The organism is Lachnoclostridium sp. An196 (assembly GCF_002160135.1).
Lineage (GTDB): Bacteria > Bacillota > Clostridia > Lachnospirales > Lachnospiraceae > Hominiventricola > Hominiventricola avistercoris.
The window spans coordinates 84398-109115 of sequence record NZ_NFJZ01000002.1 but is presented as its reverse complement, the minus strand read 5'-3'; the positions used below and the strand labels follow the sequence as shown (position 1 = coordinate 109115).

The following is a 24718-nucleotide window of genomic DNA, read 5'->3' as shown; positions in this document are numbered from 1 at the left end:
AGGATACCGCCATGTTCCGCGTATGGGGAAAAATATTTAAAGATAACCGCATGTTAAAAGACATTATGGTATGCGACGGGCAGAACGACACCAGAACCCATAAAGTATTCCGGGCCCTTGATGAGATCTGCTATGCGTTTGACCTGAGCCGGCCGATCTGGCTGGACTCCAATATCCGCGAGTTTAAGCGGCATGCCCGGACACGTTTCCGTCCGGACAGCTTTGTCGACGATGTAGATTTTGATTTTCTGGAATTTCAGGTGATCGAGGAGGACTGACGTCCTCCTTTCCCATATAGAAAGCCTGAGCTGCTTATTCTGAAAGGAAGCTCTGAATCAGGTCCCAGATGGATGACACGAACCGGGTAATAAAATTTCCCACTTTCTCTCCATCCAGTTCAATACCCATGGACTCCAGCCGGCTGTACAATTCTTTTGCCTGGGATATAAGCTGATTGGCGTCAATATCCAGATTTCCCAGTTTCAGAAGAAGGTCCACGATATTGGACACCTGCTGATCCGTCAGGGAGATCTCCATCTCGACCGCCACCTGTCTCACCAGGTTTTCCAGTTCTTCCGGATCATCCAGGCCTCTTTCCGCGATCTCCTGTTTCAGATAGGCAATCATATCCGACACCTGATCCGGATCCAGATTATTCAGTTCATCCATCAGATCTCCGGTCAGAACCAGCTCATCCGTAGCTACCTCCAGCGCCTCATCCGTTACCGGCTCCCCGCTGTACGCTTCATATGCCTTCACGGCCCCGATGAGCGCCGCCGTACCGCTGATCGAGCTGGGCGCCGCCACGATTACCTTCGCGTCCGCCACACCGGCAGTCAGCAACGCGTTCCGGTACATGGAGATAGTACAATAACTGATATTATGCGTCTCCACACTCAGACCGCTTCCGCTTTCCTGCGGAATGAGAAGAACCGAAGACAGGGATCTGGTTCCTACCACAGATGCGCCCAACGCCTCGTCCAGATACTGGTGTTCCATGTCATTTGTAATATAAACAGTCTGGTAGGATGCCGCCTGCTCCGCCGTAATCCCCATTTCTGAAAATACGATCGCTTTCTGGTCTTCGGTCAGATCAGCTCCCAGCGCAAGGACCGGAGCCTCAGCCGCATCCGCTTTTATGCTGCCGACCGCCAGCAATGCTATAACCAGACAGCACATGGAAATCCATTTTCTCATAGTGTCTTCCTCCTTCAACTTTTCACAACGGCGTCGCACCATCTGCGAATATCCTGGAAGACCTCCTGTCTGTTCAGTTCGTTGAGCAGCTCATGTCTCGCTTCCGGATAAGTCTTGCAGGTCACTTTTTTCATTCCTATTTTATCCAGCATTTTCTCAAACCGACGGACGCCTTTTCCATTTTCTCCCACAGGATCTTCCGCTCCGGACAGAATCAGGATCGGCAGGTCCTTTGGCATCCGGACCGCTCTTTTCGGATCGATCACTTCCTCCACGGTACGCAGCAGCGCTTCATACGCGTTCAGAGAGAAATGAAAGTTCATCTTCTTGTCATTCAGCGCGGCCGTCATCACCTGCGGATCCCGGCTCATCCAGCTTCCCGTACGCGCATTATCCGGATATCTGCCTGCAAATCCGCTGCATGTCAGCCGGTCAAGGAGTCTGCTTCTTCCATGTTTTCCGGATTTCAGCATACTCAAATAGGTCAATGCCAGCCCTGCTTTGACCAGCAGCACGGGCTGCTGCCCGGTTCCCATCAGGACCGCGCCGTCCACTTTCTTTCCATGATAAATCAGATATCTGCGCACCAAAAAAGAACCCATACTGTGGCCGAGAATAATATACGGAACTTTCGGAGCATAGGAGGCCGCCATCCGGCGGATCTGGCCGATATCTCTCAGCCATAAAACCGCCCCCTGTCTGCCCACATATCCAAGTTCTTCCGGAGACTTCACAGAATCCCCATGTCCCAGATGATCATGTCCGACCACAAAATAACCGGCAGAAGCCATATACTCCGCCAGCCCCTGATAACGTTCTATATATTCCTGCATTCCATGTACCAGCTGCAGGACTCCTTTGTATTCCACCTCGGGATCATACCAGCGGTAACCGTGTATCATATGAATACCATCTGCTGAATCCACGTAAAATTCTTCCCGTGTAATCATTGAGAATCACCTTCTGTCTGCGTGTTTTCCCATAGTTTATCACAATTTCCCATGCGATGGCGGAATTTCATAAAATTTTAAGGATTCTTAAAAAACGGGGCATCTGCCGGATACTTTCTTCCGCAGAGCCCCTTCCCCGGCATTTTACAGCTGAGTCGTCACAAAGATATCGTAGATTGCCCGAATCGCTCTCTCGAAGTCATCGTTTCTTACTCCGACAATTATATTCCACTCACTGGAACCCTGGTCGATCATCTTCACGTTCACATTGGCATGGGCCAGCGCTGAGAAGATCCTTCCTGCGGTTCCCCGGTTGGCGCGCATAGCGCGTCCAACAATGGCGATCAGAGCCAGATCACCTTCTACTTCCAGATAATCCGGCTGTACAGCTCGCTGAATGCCCGCCAGGACATTCTGTTCATGCTCTTCGAACTCGTCCTGATGTACCACGATGCTCATAGTGTCAATACCCGAAGGCATGTGTTCGAAAGAAATTCCATACTGTTCGAACACACCCAGCACTTTGCGGCCAAAACCAATCTCCGAATTCATCATGTCCTTTTCAATGTTAACGGTCACAAATCCCTTCTTGCCCGCAATGCCGGTGATCGTATAATCCGGTTTATGGCAGGTACTGGCAACAATCATGGTGCCTTTGTCTTCCGGCCGGTTAGTGTTGCGGATATTGATAGGAATTCCTGCCTTACGCACCGGGAAGATAGCGTCTTCATGGAGCACGGTGGCTCCCATATAAGACAGTTCCCGGAGTTCGCGGTATGTAATCACGCTGATCACCGCGGGATCTTTGATGATTCTTGGATCTGTTACCAGAAACCCGGACACATCTGTCCAGTTTTCGTACATATCCGCTCCGACTGCCTTTGCCACGATAGACCCGGTAATATCGGAACCGCCTCTGGAAAACGTTTTGATTCTGCCATCCGGAAGCGCTCCGTAAAATCCCGGAATCACCGCATTGGGCATTTCCTCCAGACGCTTTGACAAAATCTCATCCGTCGTATCCCCATCAAAATCACCATTTTCGTCAAAACGAATCACTTCCGCCGCATCAATAAAAGGATAATTCAGATATGCCGCCATAACCAGACCGTTGAGATACTCTCCTCTGGATGCGGCGTAGTCGCTTCCCGCTTTTTTCCCGAAATTTTCCGCAATCGCTTTAAATTCTTTGTCCAAAGAGAGTTTCAGATTCAGGCCTCCGATAATCTCGTTATAACGGGACTGGATCTGCTGCAGCATCCCTTCAAAATCTTCGCCGTTCGCCGCAGAATAATAACACTGATATAACATATCCGTTACTTTTATATCTTTGGAAAAACGCTTGCCCGGCGCAGACGGCACAACATAGCGCCTGTCTTCATCCGCGCGGATAATATCCCCTACCTTGCGAAACTGCTCTGCGCTGGCCAGAGAGCTTCCTCCGAATTTTACTACTTTTTTCATTACTCCATCTCCTTGTTCTCTTCCCGCGGACAACTGTGCTCCCCGCACGGATCGTCAGTCCGCAGTCTTCCGATCTTCACAAAGCCAGCTTTGATTATACTGGGATTTTTCTCAGAAGACAATACTTTTTATCAAAAAAACCGGGCCGCCTGGGAAATTCCCCGGCGGCCCGGCCGTTTCGTATATCCTATTTGGTATCCTGTCCGTAATACGCGTTCGCGCCATGTTTACGGAAATAATGTTTGTCCTGAAGTTCCTGAGGAGCCGGCTGGATCCTCGGATTGATCGTCTCCGCGCGGTAAGCCATCTTTGCCACTTCTTCCAGCACTACCGCGTTGTGCACCGCTTCATGGGGATCCTTGCCCCACGCGAACGGGCCGTGGTTCTTGCACAGTACCGCGGGCACCGCCATAGGGTCCTTATTCATGGCTCTGAAAGAATCCACGATCAGATGTCCGGTATTCTCCTCGTAAGCGCCTTCAATCTCTTCTTTGGTCAGACAGCGCACACAGGGGATCTCTCCGTACATATAGTCTGCATGGGTCGTTCCGTAGCAGGGAATGTTTCTTCCCGCCTGCGCCCAGCTGGTCGCATAGGAGGAATGGGTATGCACGACGCCTCCCACCTCCGGAAACGCTTTATAGATCTCCAGATGGGTCGGCGTATCGGAAGACGGTTTGTAATGTCCTTCTACCCGGTTTCCCTCCAGGTCCATAACCACCATGTCTTCCGGCTTCATAGTCTCATAGTCCACGCCGCTGGGCTTGATGACGAACAGGCCGCTTTCACGGTCGATCCCGCTTACATTGCCCCAGGTAAATGTTACCAGCCCGTATTTGGGAAGCAGCATATTGGCTTCATATACTTTCTGTTTTAATTCTTCCAGCATCGATCCTGCCTCCTGTCGCTTATCTGTAAGCAACCGCGTTCCATCTCAGTTCGTTCTTGAAATCGCGGATGTTGGTATTGTTATCGATTACAACGCTCTCAATGCCCATAGCGGACGCCCAGTCTGCCATCTGCTCTACGGACAAATCGTAGGAGAATGCGGTATGGTGCGCGCCGCCCGCCAGGATCCATGCCTCGGTACCGATCTCCAGGCTGGGCTGCGGAGTCCAGAACGCGGTAGCCACCGGAAGCTTCGGCATCGGTTTCTCTACCTTCTTGCAGTCCACCGCATTGATGATCAGACGGAAGCGGTTTCCGAGATCTACCAGAGACGTAGCCACTGCCGGGCCGGTCTTGGATGTAAATACCAGACGCGCCGGATCTTCCCGGTTGCCCATGGAAAGAGGCTGTACTTTGATGGAGATAGGGCCGTCCGCGATGGACGGGCATACTTCCAGCATGTGTGCCTGCAGAATGCCTTCCTTGCCCGGCACCAGGTTATATGTATAGTCTTCCATGAAGGAAGTTCCCTTCGCGTTCGGGATGCCTTCGGTCATGATCTTCATCAGACGTACCATAGCCGCCGTCTTCCAGTCTCCCTCTGCGCCGAATCCGTATCCTTTTTCCATCAGCCTCTGCATTGCCAGACCCGGAAGCTGTTTCAGTCCGCCCAGCATGCCAAAATGTGTTACGATCGCATGATAGTCGCCGTCTTTCAGGAATTTTTCCGCGCCGATCTCGATCTGAGCCTGAACCGCCACATGTCTGCGGAACTCCGCTTCGTCTCTGCCTTCCAGCAGAATCTGATACTTGTTATAGTACTCTTCCACCAGCGCGTCTACATCACCCTGCGGAACCGCGTCCACATACTCTACCAGGTCATTGACATTGTAGTGGTCGATCTCCCATCCAAATTTGATCTGCGCTTCTACTTTATCGCCTTCCGTAACCGCCACATTGTTCATATTATCGCCCACACGGCATACACGGATATGGGAGGATTCCATCACGCCCACAGCGGTACGCATCCAGCTGCCCAGACGCTCCTGCACGGACGGATTGTTCCAATGGCCGAAGATAATCTTCCTCTCAATACCCATACGGCTCACAATATGGCCATATTCCCGGTCTCCATGCGCGGACTGGTTCTCGTTCATGAAATCCATGTCGATGGTGTCATACGGAATCTCTTCATTAAACTGGGTCAGCAGGTGGCAAAGCGGTTTCTTATACTCCTGCAGGCCGATGATCCACATCTTCGCCGGAGAGAAGGTATGCATCCAGGTGATCACACCCGCGCACTCCGGATCATTATTTGCGTCGTTCAGAGTCTGGCGGATCGACGCCTGGCTGATCAGCGTCGGCTTCAGCACCACTTCAAACGGGAGCTTTCCGCCGTTGTTCAGACCTTCTACAATCTTTGCAGAATGTTCCGCCACTTTTCTCAGGCACTCATCCCCGTACAGATCCTGAGATCCGGTACAAAACCAGAACTTATAATTTTTCATGACTTCTACCTCTTTCCCTTAAATGATTTATTCTTTTCCTTCCGGCTCCTCATCCGAACCAGGCTTGTCGTACTCGCCTTTCAGAAGAGCTTTCAGGGAAAATCCTCCTAATACCAGCGCGATCGCTGTAAACGCGACAATCGCCACTATAAATAAAACGCGCTCCGCTCCATCGTGGGCGGCAGGCGCTCCGCGCAGCTCCCACGCCGTATACAGCAGATACGCCGCCACAACAAGCCTCGCGATCAGAGCCATCATTGTATTCCTGGGTTTCTTCGCCCCGTCCATCCTTCTAGCCTCCTATTCTTTTAATCGAGCTCCTTTCCAGGACTTCCGGGCAGTACAGATAATCTTCCTGAAATCCAGGCTCTACGATCATACGCACCATATACTCCGCCGCTTTCTGGCCAAGTTCTTCCATCGGATGCGGAATCGACGTGATCTTCGGCTCGCAGAGCAGCGACAGTTCCGTCCCGTCGATACTGATCACGGACAACTGTCCCGGCACCCGGATCCCTTCCTTTTGAAGAAGTTCGATTAATTCAAATGCTACCTGATCATTATAGCAGAAAACTGCCGTACAGTCCATAAGGCGCCGAAGAAGAGACGCGCGAATATTTCTTATATTTTTCTGGTCCTCCGTATCGATCCAGAGCACCTTCCGGTCGTCCACACCTATCCCCGCCTTCAGCAGCGCGTTCAGATATCCGGAGTAACGAAGTCTCCCTTGTCCGTCGTCCGCCTTGAAGATGCCTCCTATCTTGCGGTGGCCCTTTTCAATCAGATAATTTACCGCTTTTTCCGCTACTTTCTCATCATCCAGCGCCACCAGCGGAGCGTCCAGTTCCGGATATCTGCAGTCGAAAAACAGAAGCGCGATCTGCCGCTTCTGAATTTCCCTGTAATATTCCAGATTCGGGTTGGGCAGCGCGCATTTCACCGCCTCCGCGATCACCCCGTCCACCTGATCTCTCTCCAGGATTTCCTCCAGTATCTTTCTTTCATTGTTAATCTGGTTCCCGGTAAACGTAATCTGCGTCGTATACCCTTCCGCGGAAAGCTTCTGCACAATCCCCTGCAGCATGGGCGGAAATATGTATCCGTCCACATAGGTACTGATTACCGCGATATTCATCGTAGGCTTCCGCGCTGTTCCCATGCGTTTTTCAATATAAGTGCCGCTTCCGCGGACCCGCTCCACCAGGCCCTCCGTCTCCAGGATCCCAATGGCATGGCGCACCGTCTGCCGGCTCACCCCGAACATGGCACTCAGTTCATTCTCCGAATATAGCTTTGATCCCGGCCGCAGTTCTTTTGTGCTGATTTTTTCCCTTATCCAATTTATCAGCAGGATGTATTTGGGCTCTTGCTGTCTCATAGTTATTCAATGGGGGCTGTCGCACCAGCCGGTTTTTCCGCTGCGCGCAGCCCCCTTCCTTTTTCATTATTTAATTATTTTTTCCTCTTGGATACCAGGTCGATCGTAACTGCACCCAGAAGAACTGCACCTTTTACAATCTTCTGCATATCGGTGGAGAATCCGTACAGGGACATACCGTTGTTCAGGATACCCATGATGAATGCTCCTACGACCGCTCCGATGATCGTACCAACACCGCCGGAGGTTGCCGCACCGCCGATGTAGCAGGAAGCAATTGCGTCCATCTCGAACTGGTCGCCTGCTTTCGGAGTAGCGGAAGCATTACGTGCGGAAAGTACGATACCTGCTACTGCGCAGAGGATACCCATGTTCGTATATACCCAGAAAAATACCTTCTCCGTGTTGATACCGGAAAGTTTCGCCGCCTTCTCGTTGCCGCCCAGAGCGTAGATCTGACGTCCTGCTACCGTCTTCGTGGTAATGAAATGATAAAGTCCTACCAGAAGAACCATCAGCACCAGCACGAACGGAATTCCGCTGTAGCATGCCAGTTTATAGAAGAAGAACCATACGATTCCGATGATCACCACATTTTTCACTACCAGCTGCCACAGCGGGTTGGTAGCAAAACCGTATTTTTTCTTTGTTGCGATGCTCTTAAGCTCTGCCAGGATGATCAGGACAGATACCACTGCCGCCACAATGATACATACCATATCGATCTGAGCGCCTTCCGGTCCCACTTTGATCGTCGGCAGGAATCCTGCTCCTATGTAAGTAAAGTCTGCCGGAAGAGGTCCTTTCGTCTGCGCCTGAAGGAGCACGTAGGTAAGTCCGCGGCCCATCAGCATGGTTGCCAGCGTTACGATGAAAGGCGGAATGCCAAGCTTCGCAATGAAGAATCCGGCGAACATACCGCAGAGAAGTCCGACAACCAGCGCTGCCAGAATCGCTACCCACATATTCCATCCATAGTCTACCATACCGATACCGATGACCGCACCGCAGGTAGCTACGATAGAGCCGACGCCCAGGTCCACGTTACCGGTCAGGACGCAGAGCAGCATACCTACTGCCAGGATCACAATGTAGCCGTTCTGCATAATCAGGTTGTTGATATTGGCCGGGGACATATTCTTTCCGCCGGTCAGGATCGCAAAGATTACATAAACCGCAATCAGGGCCAGTACCATGCCGTACTGTCTCATATCAATATTTACTACTTTCTTATTTTCCATGATTACTCACCTTTCCTGTTATCCGCCATAATGCATCCCATGATCCGTTCCTGAGTCATCTCGCTCTTGCTCAGTTCTCCGGCAATATGGCCTTCGTTGATGATGTACAGTCTGTCGCAGGTACCGATGATCTCCGGCATCTCGGACGAGATGACGATGACCGCCTTTCCTGCCTTCGCCAGATCGTTGATCACGCAGTAGATCTCATACTTCGCACCCACGTCGATTCCCCGGGTAGGTTCGTCCAGGATCAGCACATCCGGCTGTGTCAGCATCCACTTGGCAAGTACCACCTTCTGCTGGTTTCCTCCCGACAGGGAACCAACCGTCTGGTCGATGGAGTTCGCCTTCACATTGATCAGTTTTTTATATTCCTCTGCCTTCACGATCTCCTCGTTGGCGTTCACGATGCCGTTTTTGGAGAAGAAATTGCGAAGGGCAGCCATAGTCATATTCCGCTTGATGTCGTCGATCAGGACCAGACCGTTGCCTTTCCGGTCTTCCGACACGTAGGCCAGTTTATTGTCGATGGCCGTCCGCACGTCTTTCAGGTTTACCTCTTTGCCGTTGATCTTAACGGTTCCGCTGATCTTCTGTCCATAGGACTTTCCGAACACACTCATGGCAAATTCCGTCCGGCCCGCTCCCATCAGGCCTGCCAGCCCTACCACTTCTCCCGCGCGCACTTTGATGTTGATGTCCCGCAGTACGTGCCGGTCCGGGTCGTCCGGATGATATACGTTCCAGTCTTTCACCTCAAATATAACGTCTCCGATCGTTACTCCCTCGCGGACCGGATAACGGTTCGTCATCTCACGTCCCACCATGCCTTTGATGATGCGGTCTTCCGAGAAATCATCCACGTCCTTGACCAGCGTCTCAATCGTATGGCCGTCCCGGATGACCGTGATGGAATCTGCCACATAGCTGATCTCGTTCAGCTTATGGGAGATGATGATCATCGTCACGCCCTGTTTTTTCAGATCCAGCATGATGTCCAGCAGTTTCGCCGACTCTTCGTCGTTCAGCGCCGCCGTCGGTTCGTCCAGGATCAGCAGATCCACGTTTTTCGCCATCGCCTTGGCGATCTCGATCAGCTGCTGCTTGCCCACGCCCAGCGTGTTGACCGGCACGTTCACGTTCTCATGTTCCAGTCCGACCTTTGCCAGCATCTCTTTCGCCTTCGCCTGGGTCTTCGTCCAGTCGATCACGCCTCTTGCCGAACACTGCTCGTTGCCCAGGAACACGTTCTCCGCCACGGACATGTACGGACTCAGCGCCAGTTCCTGATGGATGATAACGATGCCCTTTGCCTCACTGTCCTTGATGTGGTGGAATTTCATCGTCTCGCCCTTATAGACGATGTCCCCGGTATAGGTTCCGAAGGGATACACACCGGACAGAACGTTCATCAAGGTAGACTTCCCGGCGCCGTTCTCCCCGCATAACGCATGGATCTCTCCTTTTTTCACTTTCAGATTCACATCGTCCAGTGCTTTGACGCCCGAGAATTCCTTGGTTATGTGGTTCATCTCCAAGATATATTCTGACATACCTCTCGCTCCTTTTCTCTGTATTTGCTTCAAAAAGGCGGCGACTTGCGCCGCCGCCTCTGTCAGGTCCGAAAAATTACAGCCCCAGATCTTCAGCTGAATAGTATCCGCCGTCCACGATGACTTCTTGCAGGTTCTCAGCGTCCACCGCTACCGGAGTACACAGATAGGACGGAACCGTGATTACATTGTTGTTGTACGTCGTGGTATCGTTAATCTCCGGCTCGGTTCCGGTCATCACAGCCTGTACCATGGTGATGCACTTCTCAGCCAGGAGACGGGTATCTTTGTAGATAGACATGGTCTGGGATCCATCCAGGATATTCTTGCAGGCCATCAGCTCTGCGTCCTGTCCGGTAACCAGCGGCCAGTTCTCTTCGGTGTATCCTGCTCCCTGAAGAGCCGCCTTGATGCCGTATGCGAAACCGTCGAACGCGGAGCATGCGATATCCAGGTCTTCGTCAGCATAGAAACCGGTCAGGTAGTTCTCGCACCACTGCTGAGCGGTCTCCTGGGACCATCTGAGGATACAGGTGTCTTCAAAAGAAGTTCTTCCGGTCTTGCATACCAGGGTGCCGTCGTCCAGATACGGCTGAAGCACTTCCATGATGCCCTGATGGAGCAGAACGGCGTTGTTGTCGTCCGGGGAGCCCATGAAGAACTCGATGGTGTAGCTTTCACCGGCTTCTCTTGCCGCTTCCAGGTCTTTTGCTTCTACGATGTAGTTCGCGATCGCGGTTCCGACACCCTTGTTATCGAAGGATGCATAGTAGGAAACTGCGTCGGTGTCCATCAGAAGACGGTCGTAAGCGATGATCGGGATGCCCGCCTCTTTTGCCTGAGCCTCAACCGTGGTCAGAGCGCCGGAGTCAACTGCTGCGATAACCAGACAGTCAGCACCTGCCGCGATCATGTTCTCGATCTGAGAAACCTGCATCTGAACGTCGTCCTCTGCATACTGAAGGTCTACTTCATACCCAAGAGCTTCCAGCTCGGTCTTCATGTTATTACCATCGTTGATCCATCTTTCAGAAGACTGGGTCGGCATTGCCACGCCAATTCTTCCGCCTTCTCCGGTTGCCGCGGCTGCTTCATCCGTAGCTTCCGCCGCCGCATCGTCCGCAGCTGCTGCGTCATCCGTAGTTTCTGTGGTTGTGTCGCTGGTGGTCTCTGTGGTGGAGCTTCCGCATCCGACTGCCATAGCAGCTACCATAGCGACAGCGAGAATTGCGCTTAAGGCTTTTCTTCTCATTGTTGGTAATCCTCCCTTTAGTTGATTAAAAGTTGTATTTACAATCCGCACAACTTGTACGGTGTTGTACATGTATAAAATTTACATATATAATTTCAAACACAGGAAAAACTTTGTGATTTTAACGAATTCAGGTTTGTATATTGTTTATGATTTAGTAACAATATACATTCCGACACCTGTTTTGTCAATTATATTCGCACTATTTTCTCTCCTAAACTGCACATTTTTTACTGCTTTCTGACAAGTTGTATTCTTTTTTCGCGAACTTGTATTTAAATTGTACATGATAATTTGTCTCATTATCGCAAAATATAATTTACACTATATTTTCCCTGTACTTCTCTTTTTTCGCATAATGTATTTTTATACAATCGGTTCCGCATAAAAATTCATTTCCACTTTGCGGTGTTTGTCCATTGTAGGTTAGGGATTATTTTGTTATAATTGCTATATTTCATATAAATCTATTTTGCTTTTCAGGGGAAGAAGCAGACATATCGGAGGGAATTATGTCAAAAATCGCAATCATGACAGACAGCAACTGCGGGATCATGCCGTCGGAAGAGTCCTCTTACGGGATCCACATACTGCCTATGCCGGTCATTATCAACGGGGAAACATATTTTGAAGGGGTAGATATCCAGCCGGATGAATTTTATAAGATGCAGGAAGCCGGATCTGCCGTCAGCACTTCCCAGCCGTCTCCGGGGGATGTGACGGCCATGTGGGACCGTCTGCTCCGCACACATGATGAGATCGTATTTATTCCTATGTCTTCCGGCCTGAGCAGCGCCTGCCAGACCGCCTGCCTGCTGGCGGAAGACGAGCCGTACCAGGGAAGGGTCTTTGTGGTGGACAACCACCGGATCTCCGTCACGCAGGCCGTATCTGTCCTGGACGCTCAGGAACTCGCCGAAGAAGGGAAAAGCGGACAGGAAATCAAAAATATTCTGGAGAAAGAGGCCATGGACGCCACGATTTTCATTGCTGTGGATACGCTGGAATATCTGAAGAAAGGCGGGCGGATCACTGCCGCTGCCGCCGCGTTGGGAACGATTCTTCGGATCAAGCCCGTTCTGACGATTCAGGGCGGCAAACTGGATCTTTTCGGAAAGGCCAGAGGAGTGGAGTCCGCCTTCCGTCTCATGCTGGAAGCCCTGCGGACAGACATCCAGTCCCGTTTTTCCGGGATGAAAGAGCAGGGGCTTTTGAAGCTCGGGCTGGCAAACACCCTGATGGATCCTGACAAACTGGAACATTTCAAATCCGCGCTGCAGGCCGAGTTCCCGGATATGGAACTGGTCTACTTCCCTCTTTCCATGAGCATCGGAGCCCATGTGGGCGCCGGCGGACTGGGAATCGGCGCAGTAAGGGGACTGTAAAAAAGCATAACTAAAAATCGAAAAGGGCCATGGGAGAAAAATAATCCCAAGGTCCTTCTTTTATACCAGATCAGCCCCGATAAGCAGACTTCGGTTCTTCATATTCGTAAAATTCAGAAGCCATTTCCAGATTTTTCAAAAACGCCGGTTATCACCACATTAAAATAATTCGTAAGACCTGTCAGCAGGAGAACCACACTGATACTCCCCAGGATCATCCGGTTTCTCTGAATATAAGCAGTTGCATCCTGTAGCTGCAGCTCACCAAAAACTTCCATCTGCTCCATATAATTATGGCATAATTGCTATATAGGCGGTATACTCTGTACCCCGCGCCAACCGTCATTCCCCTTTTACTTTCACGGGAATATGCAGCCTGCGCTGCCTGCGCCAGATCACCCTGCCCGCGATGCCCGCTATCACCTCTTCCATACTTGTCAGAATCAAAATATAAAGAAGTATAAATGCCCAGCGGATAATCCCCAAAAACCCTTCTGTTTCCCCCGGCAGTATCAACGGCATATATTCTCTGACGAGCATGTAATTAAACGGAGCTGATACGGCCGGCGTCAGCACAGAGATCCACAGGCTTTCTCTCCTGCGGCAGACCGGCAGTACGGATACCAGAAAAAACAGGGGCACATAAACCATCAGCACACTTTTCAAAATCATATTGTCTCCTTTCTTCCCTGTCAGCGGGCAAGCCTTCCTATCAGGCATAAACTCAGCAGGTCAAAGATCAGATATAGCGGCAGCAAGAGCTGCATTCCAACGGTCAGATAACACTGAAGGAGCACCGCATAGCCGTTCACCTTTCTGCTCCTGAGGCGCCTCCTGGATTCCCTGTCCCCAAGCAGCCTCCTGGCTTTCCGAACCATGTTCTCTTCTCCCAGAATCTGTTCATAGATCTGCATCCCGTCCAGGCCGTCTGCCAAAGATGTATTCAGAACCCCCAGGATAAAATTGACTGTTGCCGCGTTCTGCAGGAATTCGCGGCTGAAAAGCCCTGTTTTCAGAAGCAGAAGGAAAAAACCGGCCAGGGCAAAGTTGCATTCTATGCCTGCCGCCAGGATCTGCACCCTTTTAAGCCTGCTCCTGACACATTCCCAGTCTATGTTCACATAAACCTGCGGTATAAAATACCGGAACATCAGGCCGCCGCCCAGCACACGCCCGCCATACGCCAGGCAGGCACAGACATGAGCCAGCTCATGAAGAACAATCCCGGATACATATCCTACCAGAATTCCCGGCCAAAAGGATGCCGCTCCATCCGCAGAGCTGGCTGCCGCGCACCAGCTGCCATCAAACAACATATGGACGCCCGCCCAAAGCAACGGGCAAAACGACAGCATCAAAAGCCGGTTCAGCACGCCTGCTGCCCCCCGACAGTTTTTATTCCATTCTCTTTTATCCGTATGTCTGTCCATACTGATACCTCCCGGTTTATAGTTTCAAATAGGAAAGGGGAATTTCCGCTAATACTCCTTTGAAAGCTTCTCAATATCTCCCGTCTGGGTCATGGGCCTCATCCTGTCCCGGCGGTGCCTTTAAGTCGATGACCGCCCGGACTGCCTTCCCGCTTTCCGGCTCCCTGCCTTCTACCGTGAGCACCCCGTCCCGCCGGATCGTGACCATCACCTCGATATCGGATCCCTTCGGCAGATTCTCCGGCAGCTCCAGTATGCAGTTTCCCAGGAATGCCTCCGGATGAACGTCCACGTATCGTTCATCGGATATATTTTCATATATTTTCAGGTTCACCTGCTTCTGGTTGTCGCAGGATGTATAAAACCGACGGACGATGGCGATCGGTAGCTTCGCTGACCGGAAAATCATATTGCATACTTTCCTTTTACCATCCTCTCCCATCATGGCCGCCAGGCCATAGCTCCTGGTGCATATTCTGTTCAGACGTTTTTTCGGCGCGGCATACCTGGCAGAGGAATGTCCTCCGGCGGAGCTGTCAAGAAGCTTTGCGTAGACCGCCGCGCCCTTTGCCACCGCTTCGTCCTGATCTCCGGCGGCAACGTGCGTATAAGGAAATGCTTCCGCTAGAAGCCTTTTAATCTGGGGCATCCGGGTTGCTCCCCCCACCAGGATGATCCGGTCAAATTCACTGATCCCTTTTCTGTACAGAGTCATCATCAGGTCGATGATAGCGACCCGGACCTTCCTGTTCAAATGCTCCGTACACCGGTCAAACTCGCTGCGGGTGACTTCTACGGCAACGCGCCCCTCCTTCGTCGAAACATAGAGCTTCGTCTTCTCTTTTCTGGAAAAGATTTTTTTCGCCTTCTCCGCCGCCAGCAGAAGCTCCTGCTCTTCCTCCGGCACCAACGTGCAGCTCTGCAGACGGGTCCATCTGATATGATCTGCAAAGGCCTTATCCCAATCGACTCCCCCAAGTCTCATATTCCCGGTGATCACAATCTCATTGATCTCATTTTCACGCACCTCGGCTGCGACCAGGTCCAGTGTCCCTCCGCCCAGATCGAAGATCAGTACTGTTTTTCCTATCAGATCGCTCAGCACATCACAGTGATACAGTGCGGCCACCGGTTCATCCAAGATATCCCTCACCCGAAGCCCCGCCATCTCGCCGGCCTCGATGGTGGCCTGCCTTGCGGATGCGCCAAAATATGCCGGGACTGTGATCACGGCCTCCGTGACCTCTGTCCCCAGCTCGGTTCGCGCATTTTCCACCGCTTCCTTCAGCACCAACGCAGCGACCTGCTGCGGAGAAAAAGCCTTTCCCTCTATCATGAATGCTTCCTTGCTGCTACCCATTTTCCGCTTGAAAAACATTGCTGTCCGATCCGGATGCAACATTGCCCCTTCCCGGGCGACCGTACCGACCACATAGGAAGAACTGTCTTCAAAATATACTGCGGACGGGAGAAGCGTCGTCCCCTCCTGATTCATGCAGCATTCTCCCCTCTGCCCGATCTCATCATAATAGCTCACTACTGTATTGGTGGTTCCAAGATCAATCCCCAGAATTCCGCACTCAAATCTCGCCATCATATCCGCCTTCTATATGACTTCATACACACCCGCAGCCACATCTGCCTTTTTCAGTACGCGGCCATCCCACCGGTATCCGGAAGAAAAAAACTTAAGTATCCTTCCGTCAGTAACCAACCGGATAACTGCCAGTATACTGCCCTGTACCGTAAAAGATATGGCTTTCCACCGCGTTATCATGATCTGTTCCCATATGGTAATGATAGTAATACCCCGGCTTGTCTTTATCTACCTCCGGCCCGAAAAATTCTCCATTTAATTCTGCGCACGCCAGCGCAGAAGTCCCCGTCTTGTCCGGCGTCCATACATCTCCCCCGCAGAATCTTGCGTATACATAGGCTTCCGAAATGGTCAGACAATTGTCTCCTTCAATAACCAGCAGACCATTCTTCATATCCCGCGTCACCATCCGGAAATTGGTTTCCGTGCAGACCTCCGGGTTTTCCTTCAGATAATCCAGAAAATCTATTTCCTCTGTCACCATCTGCAGCGTCGTCGGGATATTGTCGGTAAGATACAGACAGATAGTTCCGATGATAAGAACCCCTGCTACCATATCCCCGAACGGCAATGCAGTGTCTCCCAAACTGAGGATGCCTGCCTGGGCCATCGTCGACATCATATATGTGTCCTCCTGGGACACCTCCACATAAGAAGTCCCCATCACATATACATCCCCACATTCGCAGTAGCTGTACTCTACGCCCTCAACGTACAGGCAGCAGTAGCCGTGGGTATGCGGTTCCACATTTCCGCTGTAAATAAACGCGGTATTTCCATCTCCCGGCTCTTCCTCCCACGCAACCTCATACCACAGATTCCCATACTCGTTGACTGTCTCGTCAACGACCGCCAATACCCGGCCCAAATATGTGTGGTCAACCAGCTCTGAATACTTGGTCGGCCCGCTCCACAGGGGCGCGTCCACCTTCGTCACATCCACGCACTCTGTCTTTGACGCAGCGTGCACCGGCACGGCCTCCCATTCCCCTGCAGTCATAGCGATTGATACAACCAAAAGCGCTGCCGTCAGTTTTTTTACAAACCCAGTCATCTTAATGCCCTCCTTCGCATTTTTCTGTTTTTGTAACTTCATTATGCGACAGTGGAAACTGCGGATACAATCCGGCGACAGTCAATTTTGTTTTTTTTCTGAAATTTCCGTTTCAGATCCGAAAAATCCCGGCATTTCGGATCTCAATCTCCATGCAGCCCTCTGTTATAATATCATTCGCTTTAATCTTTAGTGATCGCAGAAACACCCTTTTTCAATTCAGGGATACAGCTTTTCACAAATTCGGCTATTTTTCTTTTATCTTCCGCATTTTCGATATCTGCCAGCATATCATAGCCCTCCTCGTCCTTGCGCACATATGAAGCAAGAATATCAAAGGTGCCATCTTCGTTATCCAGTGCATAAACAGCGTACTCAACCTCGTCGATCTCGGCCAGGCAGAGAAGTTCAGCCTTTGCAGTCGTTCCATCCTCCAGTTCTACTTCAAATACCTGCCTGTCTTCCTCAACTTCTTCATCATCAGTCTTGGCATACACTTCATCCCTCAGCATACCGTCTTTTTCATTCATTTACTTTCTCCTCCTGTCTGGTCGGCATTTGACGCAGTTTACTCTCCATGTATCCATGCAGCTGCGCCCCTCAAAAAAATTATACACTATTTTTTATCAGTTGAAACCCGAAACAGTTCCAGCAACTGTCGTTTCCTATACACCATGGTCAAAACCATTATCAAAAATGTCTTCATCCTGCTCCCAGTCATCGTCAAACAACTCGGCAAGATCATATATCTCTTCCAGCATATGATCTCTCTCTTCATAATGAAAACCTTTTTCCTGAGCGTATTCCTCTACAAATTTACGTACTTCCCGGTCCGGATCCCGATTGCACGCACAGTATATTTGCGTAATCCTCTGTTCACAGTTCACTTCCATGGTTACAAAAGATTTACCGGGGCGCTGGACCCGGCGGAGAAAAAGAATCGTGGTAGCCCTCTCTGCATGCATACTGATGTATTGCACCAGACAGTTTTTCTGTTTATCTGCTTCCCTGAACATATCCGCCGCATTTTCCGGAAGAATGATCTTATAGTCTTTATTTTCATATTCATAGTATCGATCCCTACGTTTTCTTTCTCGGATCTTTTTATCGGCGTCTTTTATGATCGCTTCCCGATTAAACATCAGCGGTGCCCGGCGGAAACCGTGAAGCTGACGGTTTCTGACGGGAAGAGGCTGCCTGACGGGAAAATCTATGAGAATGTCTCCCATTGCCTTGTAAAGACATCTGTTAAATCTCTCCGCCGCATGGATACCTTCGTTGAAATATAAATCTTTCAGATAATTCCACTGTATTTCCGTGGGAAGCGTTCCTTCCATGTAGGGCGCAAACAATTTGTATACAGCCACGCATTCCTCCATCGTTTTTTCATTGTAAAGATTTTCGACAAGTTCCGGATTGTTCAAGATACGCAGAAGTTTCAGAGGTACCCCATGCCCGATAATCTCCGCGGGCCTTTTTCCTTCCGGCCTGGCGGCCGGGATTTTTCGAATATGATATGCGATTTCATCCAGTCCTGACTTGTACAAAATCTCCAGCGGGCCACTCCTGTGGCTCGCAAAATACAAATGTTCCAGCATTTCCCCAGCCCCGCTCGGAAACGCCCGAACGATATTCCAACCCGGAAAACGGTTTCCAACATCCAGCCGCAGACAAGACATAGACATAGTCCCCATAAAAAGATCCTTTTTTTCTGCATATGTCAAAAAGCTTTTCAAATCGTCCCCTGACAGACGATATCCCTCCCGAATCACAAATCGCCTGTACTTTTGCGGCCGGATACCCGGATCCCACACATAAAGATCTACAAACGGAACGCCCTCTCTCGTTTCCCGCACATACCCAAAAACAAAACAATGCTGCCCTGCACCGTCAAAGTCACGCTCCATCTGCCGCATCAAAATACAGTCCTGCAACGGATACTGTGCATAATCTCCGCAGTCCGTCACCGGGCACTCTTTGTTCCACTCTTCTCTGATCCTGCATTTATCCATATGAATCCCTCCTCCGGACAGTGGCCAGACGGACACGTCCTATATTTTCCTCATACATAAAAAAGACATATTCTTTTGAATATGCCCTTATTATAAAACGATATTCTTTTTCCAGCGTCCTATATCTCTCAATTATGTTTCTGATACGCAACCGAAATTTCCAGACAGAAATTCTCTGCCTAATAGATTTTCGAAAGCTGCTCAATATCTACCTTCTGAGCCATAACCTCATCCGGCTCCAAAAGCGCCTTTGATTCCATTGTCACTGAAACGCTTTTCCCGCTTGCAGGATCGCTTCCCTCTACTGTGAGCACGCCATTCCCGCTGATCGTGAATACCACCATGATAGCAGAGCCCTTTTTCAACCCTTCCGGGAGTTCCAGCACGCAGTTTCCTAAAAGAGCTTCCGAATGGACATTCACATACGGTTCATTCGACAGATTTTCATAGATTTTCAGATTTACCTGTCTCTGGTTATCACATGTTGTATAAAAACGTCTCTTTTTGGATACCGGAAGTACTGTCGAACGAAAAATAATATTGCACACCTTTCTTTCGCCGTCCTCTCCCAGCATTGCCGCCAGACCATAGCTTCTGGTACAAATTCTGTTCAGATATTTTTCTGAAGATACCTGCCTGACAGGCTGCCGCGTACCGTCCACAAAATCTCCTAAAAGTCTCGCATAAACCGCCGCGCCTTTCGCCACTGCCTCGTCCTGATCCTTCGCTATAATGTCCGTATAGGGAATCCCTTTAAGAAACTGTTCTATCTGCGGCATCCTGGTAGCTCCGCCCACCAATATGATCTTATCAAAACCAGTGATCCCTTTTTCAAACAGATCCATCATCAGATCCAGAAGAACCTTTTGAACTTTTTTCATCAAGTGAGCCGTGCATCGATCGAACTCCTCGCGGGTAACCTCTACCGGAACACGGCCTTCCGCTGTCGAAATATATAGCCTTGTCTTTTCTTTTTTAGAAAGAATCTTTTTTGCTTTCTCCGCACTCAGCAAAAGTTCCTGTTCTTCCTCCGGGTTCATCGTACGGCCTTTCAGATAGCGTTCTTTCAGATAATCTGCGAAAACCTTATCCCAATCGGAGCCTCCAAGTCTTGTGTCCCCGGCGATGGCAATCTCGTTGATCTCCGTTTCGCGCACTTCAGCTGCGACCAGGTCGAACGTACCACCCCCTAAGTCGAAGATCAGCACAGTTTTATCTATAAGATCCCCCAGCACGTCGCAATGATACAGAGCGGCCACCGGTTCGTCAAGGATATCCCTAACATGAAGTCCCGCCATCTCTCCGGCTTCCATGGTGGCCCGCCTTGCGGCCGCATCAAAATAGGCAGGCACTGTGATCACTGCCTCCGTCGCTTCCGTTTCCAATTCCGCACGTGCGTTCTCCACTGCTTCTTTCAGCACCAGAGCGGAAATCTGCTGTGGAGAAAAGGCCTTCCCATCAACCGTAATGGCCTCCTTATCTGCCCCCATTTTCCGCTTGAAAAACATCGCCGTACGATCCGGGTGCAATATGGCGCCATCCCGTGCCACCGTTCCGACCACATATGTGGAACTGTCTTCAAAATAGACTGCGGACGGAAGCAGCGCTGTTCCTTCCTGATTCATGCAGCATTCACCCCTCTGCCCGATCTCATCATAATAGCCCACAACAGTATTGGTAGTTCCCAGATCGATCCCCAGAATCCCGCACTCAAATCTCGACATAAGCTCCGCCTTCCCTCAGCCCCGAAACCGACGGTTAAAATAACCGATCAGTTTTTCTTTCGCCAAATCTGTTTTTACATAGCCAAACCACTCAAAAACCGCCGTTACCGGCCCTGACAAATCATACTCCAACCGGACATGGTCGCCCGCCTTCAGCACAGTATCCAGACCAGCAGGCGAGATGCCGTCATTTACATATGCTCTCTCCAAATGAAGTCCGATCTCTTCTCCCTGCGCAAACGCGAAATCCAGCACCGTAATGCCCGGGCAGACCGGAGCGTCCGATTCCCCATGCCTTCTTCCGACAGCGCGACGGTTCAAATGCCTGCGATACTCCAACTCCGACTGAACATACAGTCTATACGTATGGCGGTACTTGTCTGTCAAAACATAGAAGCTCTCCTCCCCATCGCAAAAACATCCGGTAACTGTCATCCGGTAAAACCCCTGGTACAGTTTGTCATATACTTCAAAAAACAAATCATCCGGCCTGCCGCTATATTGGTCACTGACAATAATAAAAATGTCAAAAACAGAGAGCTTCTCTTTTATGAATGCCTTTCTCATATCTTTGTTGTCTGCACGTAGCTTTGACAAGTCCTGATAAAGACTGTACGCATCTCTGCGCTGGAAAGAAAGGCTTTTCACCATGCTTCCGGTTCTGGCGCCATCCTGTACCAGCTTCTGCATGCTTGCCTCCACTCCGTATTCTTCGCGGAAAGTATCTCTGTTTTTTCTGAGCGTCTCTTCATATGCTTTATGAATCTCTTCATACAGATCTTCTTTTACAGGCATCATATTATTTCCTTTCCGCGCGCATGCCAGAGATGGTTCTTTTTATATAGTGATAAAATTCCTCGTCATCTTCCAGAGATACTTTTAAGTCCCTGGACAAGTTTCTCTCCAGCGTTTCGCGTAAAATCATATTAAAATTGCTTTTCACAATGGCTTTCTTCTGTTCGCCAGAGAGCGCCGCCAGGAACTCTGCAGCCCCCGGGCTGTACAACTTCTCCACAAAAGCGGCCAGTTCTCCTACAGATTCTTCATCCACGATGCCCGGTCCGCGCATCAAAAGATACGACGCAAGCTCCTCTTCGGACACATCCAGTGAATCCTTGACAATTGCCACATACTGGACGCTGGGGGCCGCACCAGCTCCTCTGGACACGGATATCATCGTTCCAAGCCCTCCGATATATCGTCCAGAATTGCTCTCCGGCCGATGAAAAATCATATGGATCGCGTCCTTGACCCCATCCGACCTGAGATCCATATAAATATGTTTGGAAGAAAGATCCAACCCGCCGAAATACGTACGACTCATTCGTGTGGCATTTTTTATTTTATCGAGAACCGAGGATTCAGGAGAACGTCCATTTCTTACGGCATCCCGGATATATCGGTCCGCACTGTCTTTAGACAAATCAAGGATTCCATAGATTTTATGCCCGCTGCCCCTGCAATCCTTCTCCATATACAGGACGCCGCTTTTCAGGGAATTCCCATGAAATCTCCTTTCTTTTTCCCGGAAAGAAGAAGTATTAAAATAATAGACCTGATAAGCCCCCTGGAATTTCATATAGCTGGCCGCAGGCAGGTCTTCCTCATCTCCCGTCTGGAATATCTCTGCAGTCCGAATATCTGTAAACAAGAACTCATCGATGGAATAATGGAACCTTTTTGTTATATTTACAAGAAGCGGATACAATGGCGGCATCTGCTCCTTTTTCAGTATCTTTGTCAGTTGCGAAGGACTGATCTCCAGGATTTCCGCCAGATCTTTCTGCGCTCCGATCTGATATTTACTCCGGAAATAGTTCAGGTTTTTTACCACATGTTCCAGGACCTTCTCTTCGCTCTCCACTTCCTGCTCTGGCGGAAGCAGAGATGTCTCTGCCGGTCGTTTTTTATTCACTCCATCCATTGCGTAAAACCTCGCAAAGCATTTTTATCGTTTTCCACGGGATTCCTCTCGCCTCCCGGACAAGCAGCAACTTGTCTCCCTATTTCATATTATATATAATGACAAAAAAAACATCAATTCAAATAATATCAAAAGGGGAATAAAGCCATGACGCACTTAAACAACTGCCTGAATTCAAAAGATTTTTCATCATCGCGGCACTTCTTTCCGAAATAAAAAAGAACCGGAGATGCTGAAAATCAACATCTCCGGCGCCCCTGCCAAGGAGTCGATGCGACAGGATTTGAACCTGCGACCTCTGCGTCCCGAACGCAGCGCTCTACCAAGCTGAGCCACGCATCGATATTTTATTTCTGTTCTCAACTGCGAACTCGTTTATTATACCCCGACTTTCACGATTTGTAAAGAGTTTTTTTTAATTTTTTTATTTTTCCTGCTGAAGCGAATTTGCTTCAGCAGGTGCAGGTCCGGCACTGTCTGTCCGGTATGAATTAAATCTGATTACTTTGGGCTCATCCGCCTCAGTTCGTACCCTGTTCCGTACTCTGAGTCTGTGTGCCCGACGCAGGATCACCGGTTCCGGTATTATCTGTACCCGCAGCAGGATCTGTAGTCCCGGTACTGCCCGCATCCGCGGCCGGATCCGTTGTCCCGGCACTGTCCATATTTGCGGCCGGATCCGTCGTTTCGGTTCCGTCTGAGCCAGCGGCAGGATCTTCGGTTCCGGTATTATCCGTACCCGCAGCAGGATCTTCAGTTTCAGTCTGCTCCGACTCTTCCGGCTCTTCGGTTTCTTCTGTTTCTTCCGGTTCCTCTTCCTGTTCTTCTTCCGTGTCCTCACTTGGCGTAGAAGTAGAAGTGGAATAACTGGTCCAGTAATAATAAAAAATATGGTCCTGAATAATCCAGTAAGGGACTCCGCCGTTCTGAAGATTTGTGATCAGCGAAGGCACCGGCGCCCAGGTACGGAAAAACAGGGATTCGCCCACATTGCTGCTTCCGTTGACCACTTCTCTGGCAGCGTTCCAGCAGGACTGAGTCACGATATCGGGAATATCATCATCCTGTTCCGCCTGAAGCACCAGATCGAAACGTCCGGAACCGACTGGCTCAAACTGTTTTGACTGGCGCAGAACACCCTCCAAAGTACTGGGGTACAGACTGCTCCTCACACGGTTCATGATCACATAGCCCACGGCCAGCTGACCTTCATAACTCTGATTCCCGGCTTCGCAGTAGATAATTGTCGCAAGCATCAGAAGTTCATAATCGCTGAGCGAGATCTGATGGTCCGAAATCTGCGCGTCGCCGGCAATAATCGTCACATTCTCCATAGAGGACGCCGCATTTTGAGCCGCCTGGATTCTGGCCTGACGCTCTTCCTCCTCTGCCTGGGCGATCAGTTCGTTCAGGATCTTCGTTTTTTCCTGAATCAGCTCATCCATGTCTCCGATCTTCCCCTCCAGATCACTGATCAGACTGTTGTATTCACTGATCCTGGATCCTGTCGCCGCCTGCTGCTGCGCCACCTGTTTTTTCTTGTCTTCGGTCTCTGTTTTCAATAGTTCCAGGGCTTCCTGCTCGTCCGCCAGGTCCGCCTGCTGCTGTTCCAGAGTCGCCTTGGATGTTTTATATTCTTCCAGCCGCTGCCGGTCATAGTCATTGATACTTTCCGCGTATTCTACCTGGTTCAGCATATCGGAAATACCTCCGGTCACCAATGCCGCCAGATAAGTGAACAGATTATTCCCGCCGTTTTCATACATGTACTGGATACGCGTTTTCATATCTTCATACTGTTTGTTTACTTCCTCCTGGGCCTTCTCGACTTCCGCTTCCTTTTCCGCTATCTCCGCTTCCTTTGCCTCAATATCCTGCGTCAATATGGAGATCTGTTCATTCAGGCTGCTGGCCTGCTGATCCAGATTTTTCAGATACTCTTCCATCTCCGATCTGGCATTATTCAGATTGCTTTTTTCCTGTTCGGTAGCCGCTTTCTGCTCCTCTGCCTCACTTTTCTCCTGTTCCACCTGATCGATCTTGTCCTGGGTCTCCTTACTGGCCGCCGACACGGCATAGGAAGACGCTGCAATGCTGAGCGCCAACATCACACTGAGCATTCTTTTGTACATCCTGCGGATTTTTTCTCGCATAAAGCTCC

23 protein-coding genes and 1 tRNA gene are annotated in these 24718 nt (G+C 50.2%); 2 read left to right on the top strand and 22 right to left on the bottom strand.

Annotation, left to right across the window (positions count from 1 at the left end):
* Positions 1–11 precede the first annotated feature (11 nt).
* Positions 12–278: a hypothetical protein gene (locus B5F29_RS02890; protein ID WP_087153188.1), complete on the top strand. Its 267-nt coding sequence runs from the start codon at positions 12–14 to the stop codon at positions 276–278.
* A 34-nt stretch (positions 279–312) separates the two neighbouring features.
* Here the strand turns inward: B5F29_RS02890 and B5F29_RS02885 are convergent, their stop codons facing one another.
* From B5F29_RS02885 to B5F29_RS02840, 10 genes are all read right to left on the bottom strand, one after another.
* The gene (locus B5F29_RS02885) at positions 313–1197 is read right to left on the bottom strand and encodes a DUF1002 domain-containing protein (protein WP_162608349.1); all 885 of its coding nucleotides are present in this window, start codon (positions 1195–1197) and stop codon (positions 313–315) included.
* Between the two features lie 14 nt (positions 1198–1211).
* On the bottom strand, positions 1212–2147 hold the full coding sequence (locus tag B5F29_RS02880) for an alpha/beta fold hydrolase (RefSeq protein ID WP_087153186.1): 936 nt from the start codon (positions 2145–2147) through the stop codon (positions 1212–1214).
* Positions 2148–2291: 144 nt separating this feature from the next.
* A complete protein-coding gene (locus B5F29_RS02875; protein WP_087153185.1) occupies positions 2292–3611 on the bottom strand; it encodes an aspartate kinase in 1320 nt (439 codons plus the stop codon).
* 187 nt (positions 3612–3798) lie between these two features.
* Positions 3799–4500: an L-ribulose-5-phosphate 4-epimerase gene (locus B5F29_RS02870; RefSeq protein ID WP_087153184.1), complete on the bottom strand. Its 702-nt coding sequence runs from the start codon at positions 4498–4500 to the stop codon at positions 3799–3801.
* Between the two features lie 19 nt (positions 4501–4519).
* On the bottom strand, positions 4520–6007 hold the full coding sequence (gene araA / locus B5F29_RS02865) for an L-arabinose isomerase (RefSeq protein WP_087153183.1): 1488 nt from the start codon (positions 6005–6007) through the stop codon (positions 4520–4522).
* Positions 6008–6034: 27 nt separating this feature from the next.
* Positions 6035–6295 carry a hypothetical protein gene (locus B5F29_RS02860; RefSeq protein ID WP_087153182.1) on the bottom strand — a complete coding sequence of 87 codons (261 nt, stop codon included), beginning with the start codon at positions 6293–6295 and terminating at the stop codon, positions 6035–6037.
* 4 nt (positions 6296–6299) lie between these two features.
* Positions 6300–7385, bottom strand: a complete 1086-nt coding sequence (locus B5F29_RS02855) for a GntR family transcriptional regulator (RefSeq protein ID WP_087153181.1) — start codon at positions 7383–7385, stop codon at positions 6300–6302.
* Positions 7386–7459: 74 nt separating this feature from the next.
* Entirely contained in the window at positions 7460–8626 is a 1167-nt protein-coding gene (gene mmsB, locus B5F29_RS02850) for a multiple monosaccharide ABC transporter permease (protein WP_087153180.1), read from the bottom strand.
* Between the two features lie 2 nt (positions 8627–8628).
* Positions 8629–10179 carry a multiple monosaccharide ABC transporter ATP-binding protein gene (gene mmsA, locus B5F29_RS02845; protein WP_087153179.1) on the bottom strand — a complete coding sequence of 517 codons (1551 nt, stop codon included), beginning with the start codon at positions 10177–10179 and terminating at the stop codon, positions 8629–8631.
* 76 nt (positions 10180–10255) lie between these two features.
* Positions 10256–11431, bottom strand: coding sequence for a substrate-binding domain-containing protein (locus B5F29_RS02840; RefSeq protein ID WP_087153178.1), 1176 nt, complete (start codon positions 11429–11431; stop codon positions 10256–10258).
* Positions 11432–11943: 512 nt separating this feature from the next.
* Between B5F29_RS02840 and B5F29_RS02835 the strand changes: the two genes are divergently transcribed.
* Positions 11944–12816, top strand: a complete 873-nt coding sequence (locus B5F29_RS02835; RefSeq protein ID WP_087153177.1) for a DegV family protein — start codon at positions 11944–11946, stop codon at positions 12814–12816.
* Positions 12817–12929: 113 nt separating this feature from the next.
* Here B5F29_RS02835 and B5F29_RS16385 read toward each other — a convergent pair whose 3' ends face one another.
* From B5F29_RS16385 to B5F29_RS02780, 12 genes are all read right to left on the bottom strand, one after another.
* Complete coding sequence (locus B5F29_RS16385) at positions 12930–13094, bottom strand: hypothetical protein (RefSeq protein ID WP_162608348.1); 165 nt, start codon at positions 13092–13094, stop codon at positions 12930–12932.
* A gap of 64 nt (positions 13095–13158) precedes the next feature.
* Positions 13159–13488 (bottom strand): hypothetical protein, encoded by a 330-nt coding sequence (locus B5F29_RS02830; RefSeq protein ID WP_087153176.1) that lies wholly within the window; start codon positions 13486–13488, stop codon positions 13159–13161.
* Positions 13489–13508: 20 nt separating this feature from the next.
* Positions 13509–14246, bottom strand: coding sequence for a hypothetical protein (locus B5F29_RS02825; RefSeq protein WP_087153175.1), 738 nt, complete (start codon positions 14244–14246; stop codon positions 13509–13511).
* Positions 14247–14316: 70 nt separating this feature from the next.
* Positions 14317–15843, bottom strand: coding sequence for an Hsp70 family protein (locus B5F29_RS02820; protein WP_087153174.1), 1527 nt, complete (start codon positions 15841–15843; stop codon positions 14317–14319).
* A 106-nt stretch (positions 15844–15949) separates the two neighbouring features.
* Entirely contained in the window at positions 15950–16897 is a 948-nt protein-coding gene (locus B5F29_RS02815) for a hypothetical protein (RefSeq protein WP_087153173.1), read from the bottom strand.
* Positions 16898–17079: 182 nt separating this feature from the next.
* Positions 17080–17427, bottom strand: coding sequence for a hypothetical protein (locus tag B5F29_RS02810; protein WP_087153172.1), 348 nt, complete (start codon positions 17425–17427; stop codon positions 17080–17082).
* 135 nt (positions 17428–17562) lie between these two features.
* A complete protein-coding gene (locus tag B5F29_RS02805) occupies positions 17563–18909 on the bottom strand; it encodes a PcfJ domain-containing protein (protein WP_087153171.1) in 1347 nt (448 codons plus the stop codon).
* 179 nt (positions 18910–19088) lie between these two features.
* Positions 19089–20633 carry an Hsp70 family protein gene (locus B5F29_RS02800; RefSeq protein ID WP_087153170.1) on the bottom strand — a complete coding sequence of 515 codons (1545 nt, stop codon included), beginning with the start codon at positions 20631–20633 and terminating at the stop codon, positions 19089–19091.
* 15 nt (positions 20634–20648) lie between these two features.
* A complete protein-coding gene (locus tag B5F29_RS02795) occupies positions 20649–21428 on the bottom strand; it encodes a TGS domain-containing protein (RefSeq protein WP_143449113.1) in 780 nt (259 codons plus the stop codon).
* A 4-nt stretch (positions 21429–21432) separates the two neighbouring features.
* The gene (locus tag B5F29_RS02790) at positions 21433–22557 is read right to left on the bottom strand and encodes a helix-turn-helix domain-containing protein (RefSeq protein WP_087153168.1); all 1125 of its coding nucleotides are present in this window, start codon (positions 22555–22557) and stop codon (positions 21433–21435) included.
* 268 nt (positions 22558–22825) lie between these two features.
* Positions 22826–22899: transfer RNA gene (locus tag B5F29_RS02785), tRNA-Pro, on the bottom strand.
* A gap of 179 nt (positions 22900–23078) precedes the next feature.
* Positions 23079–24710 (bottom strand): cell wall hydrolase, encoded by a 1632-nt coding sequence (locus B5F29_RS02780; RefSeq protein ID WP_087153167.1) that lies wholly within the window; start codon positions 24708–24710, stop codon positions 23079–23081.
* Between the last annotated feature and the right edge of the window lie 8 nt (positions 24711–24718).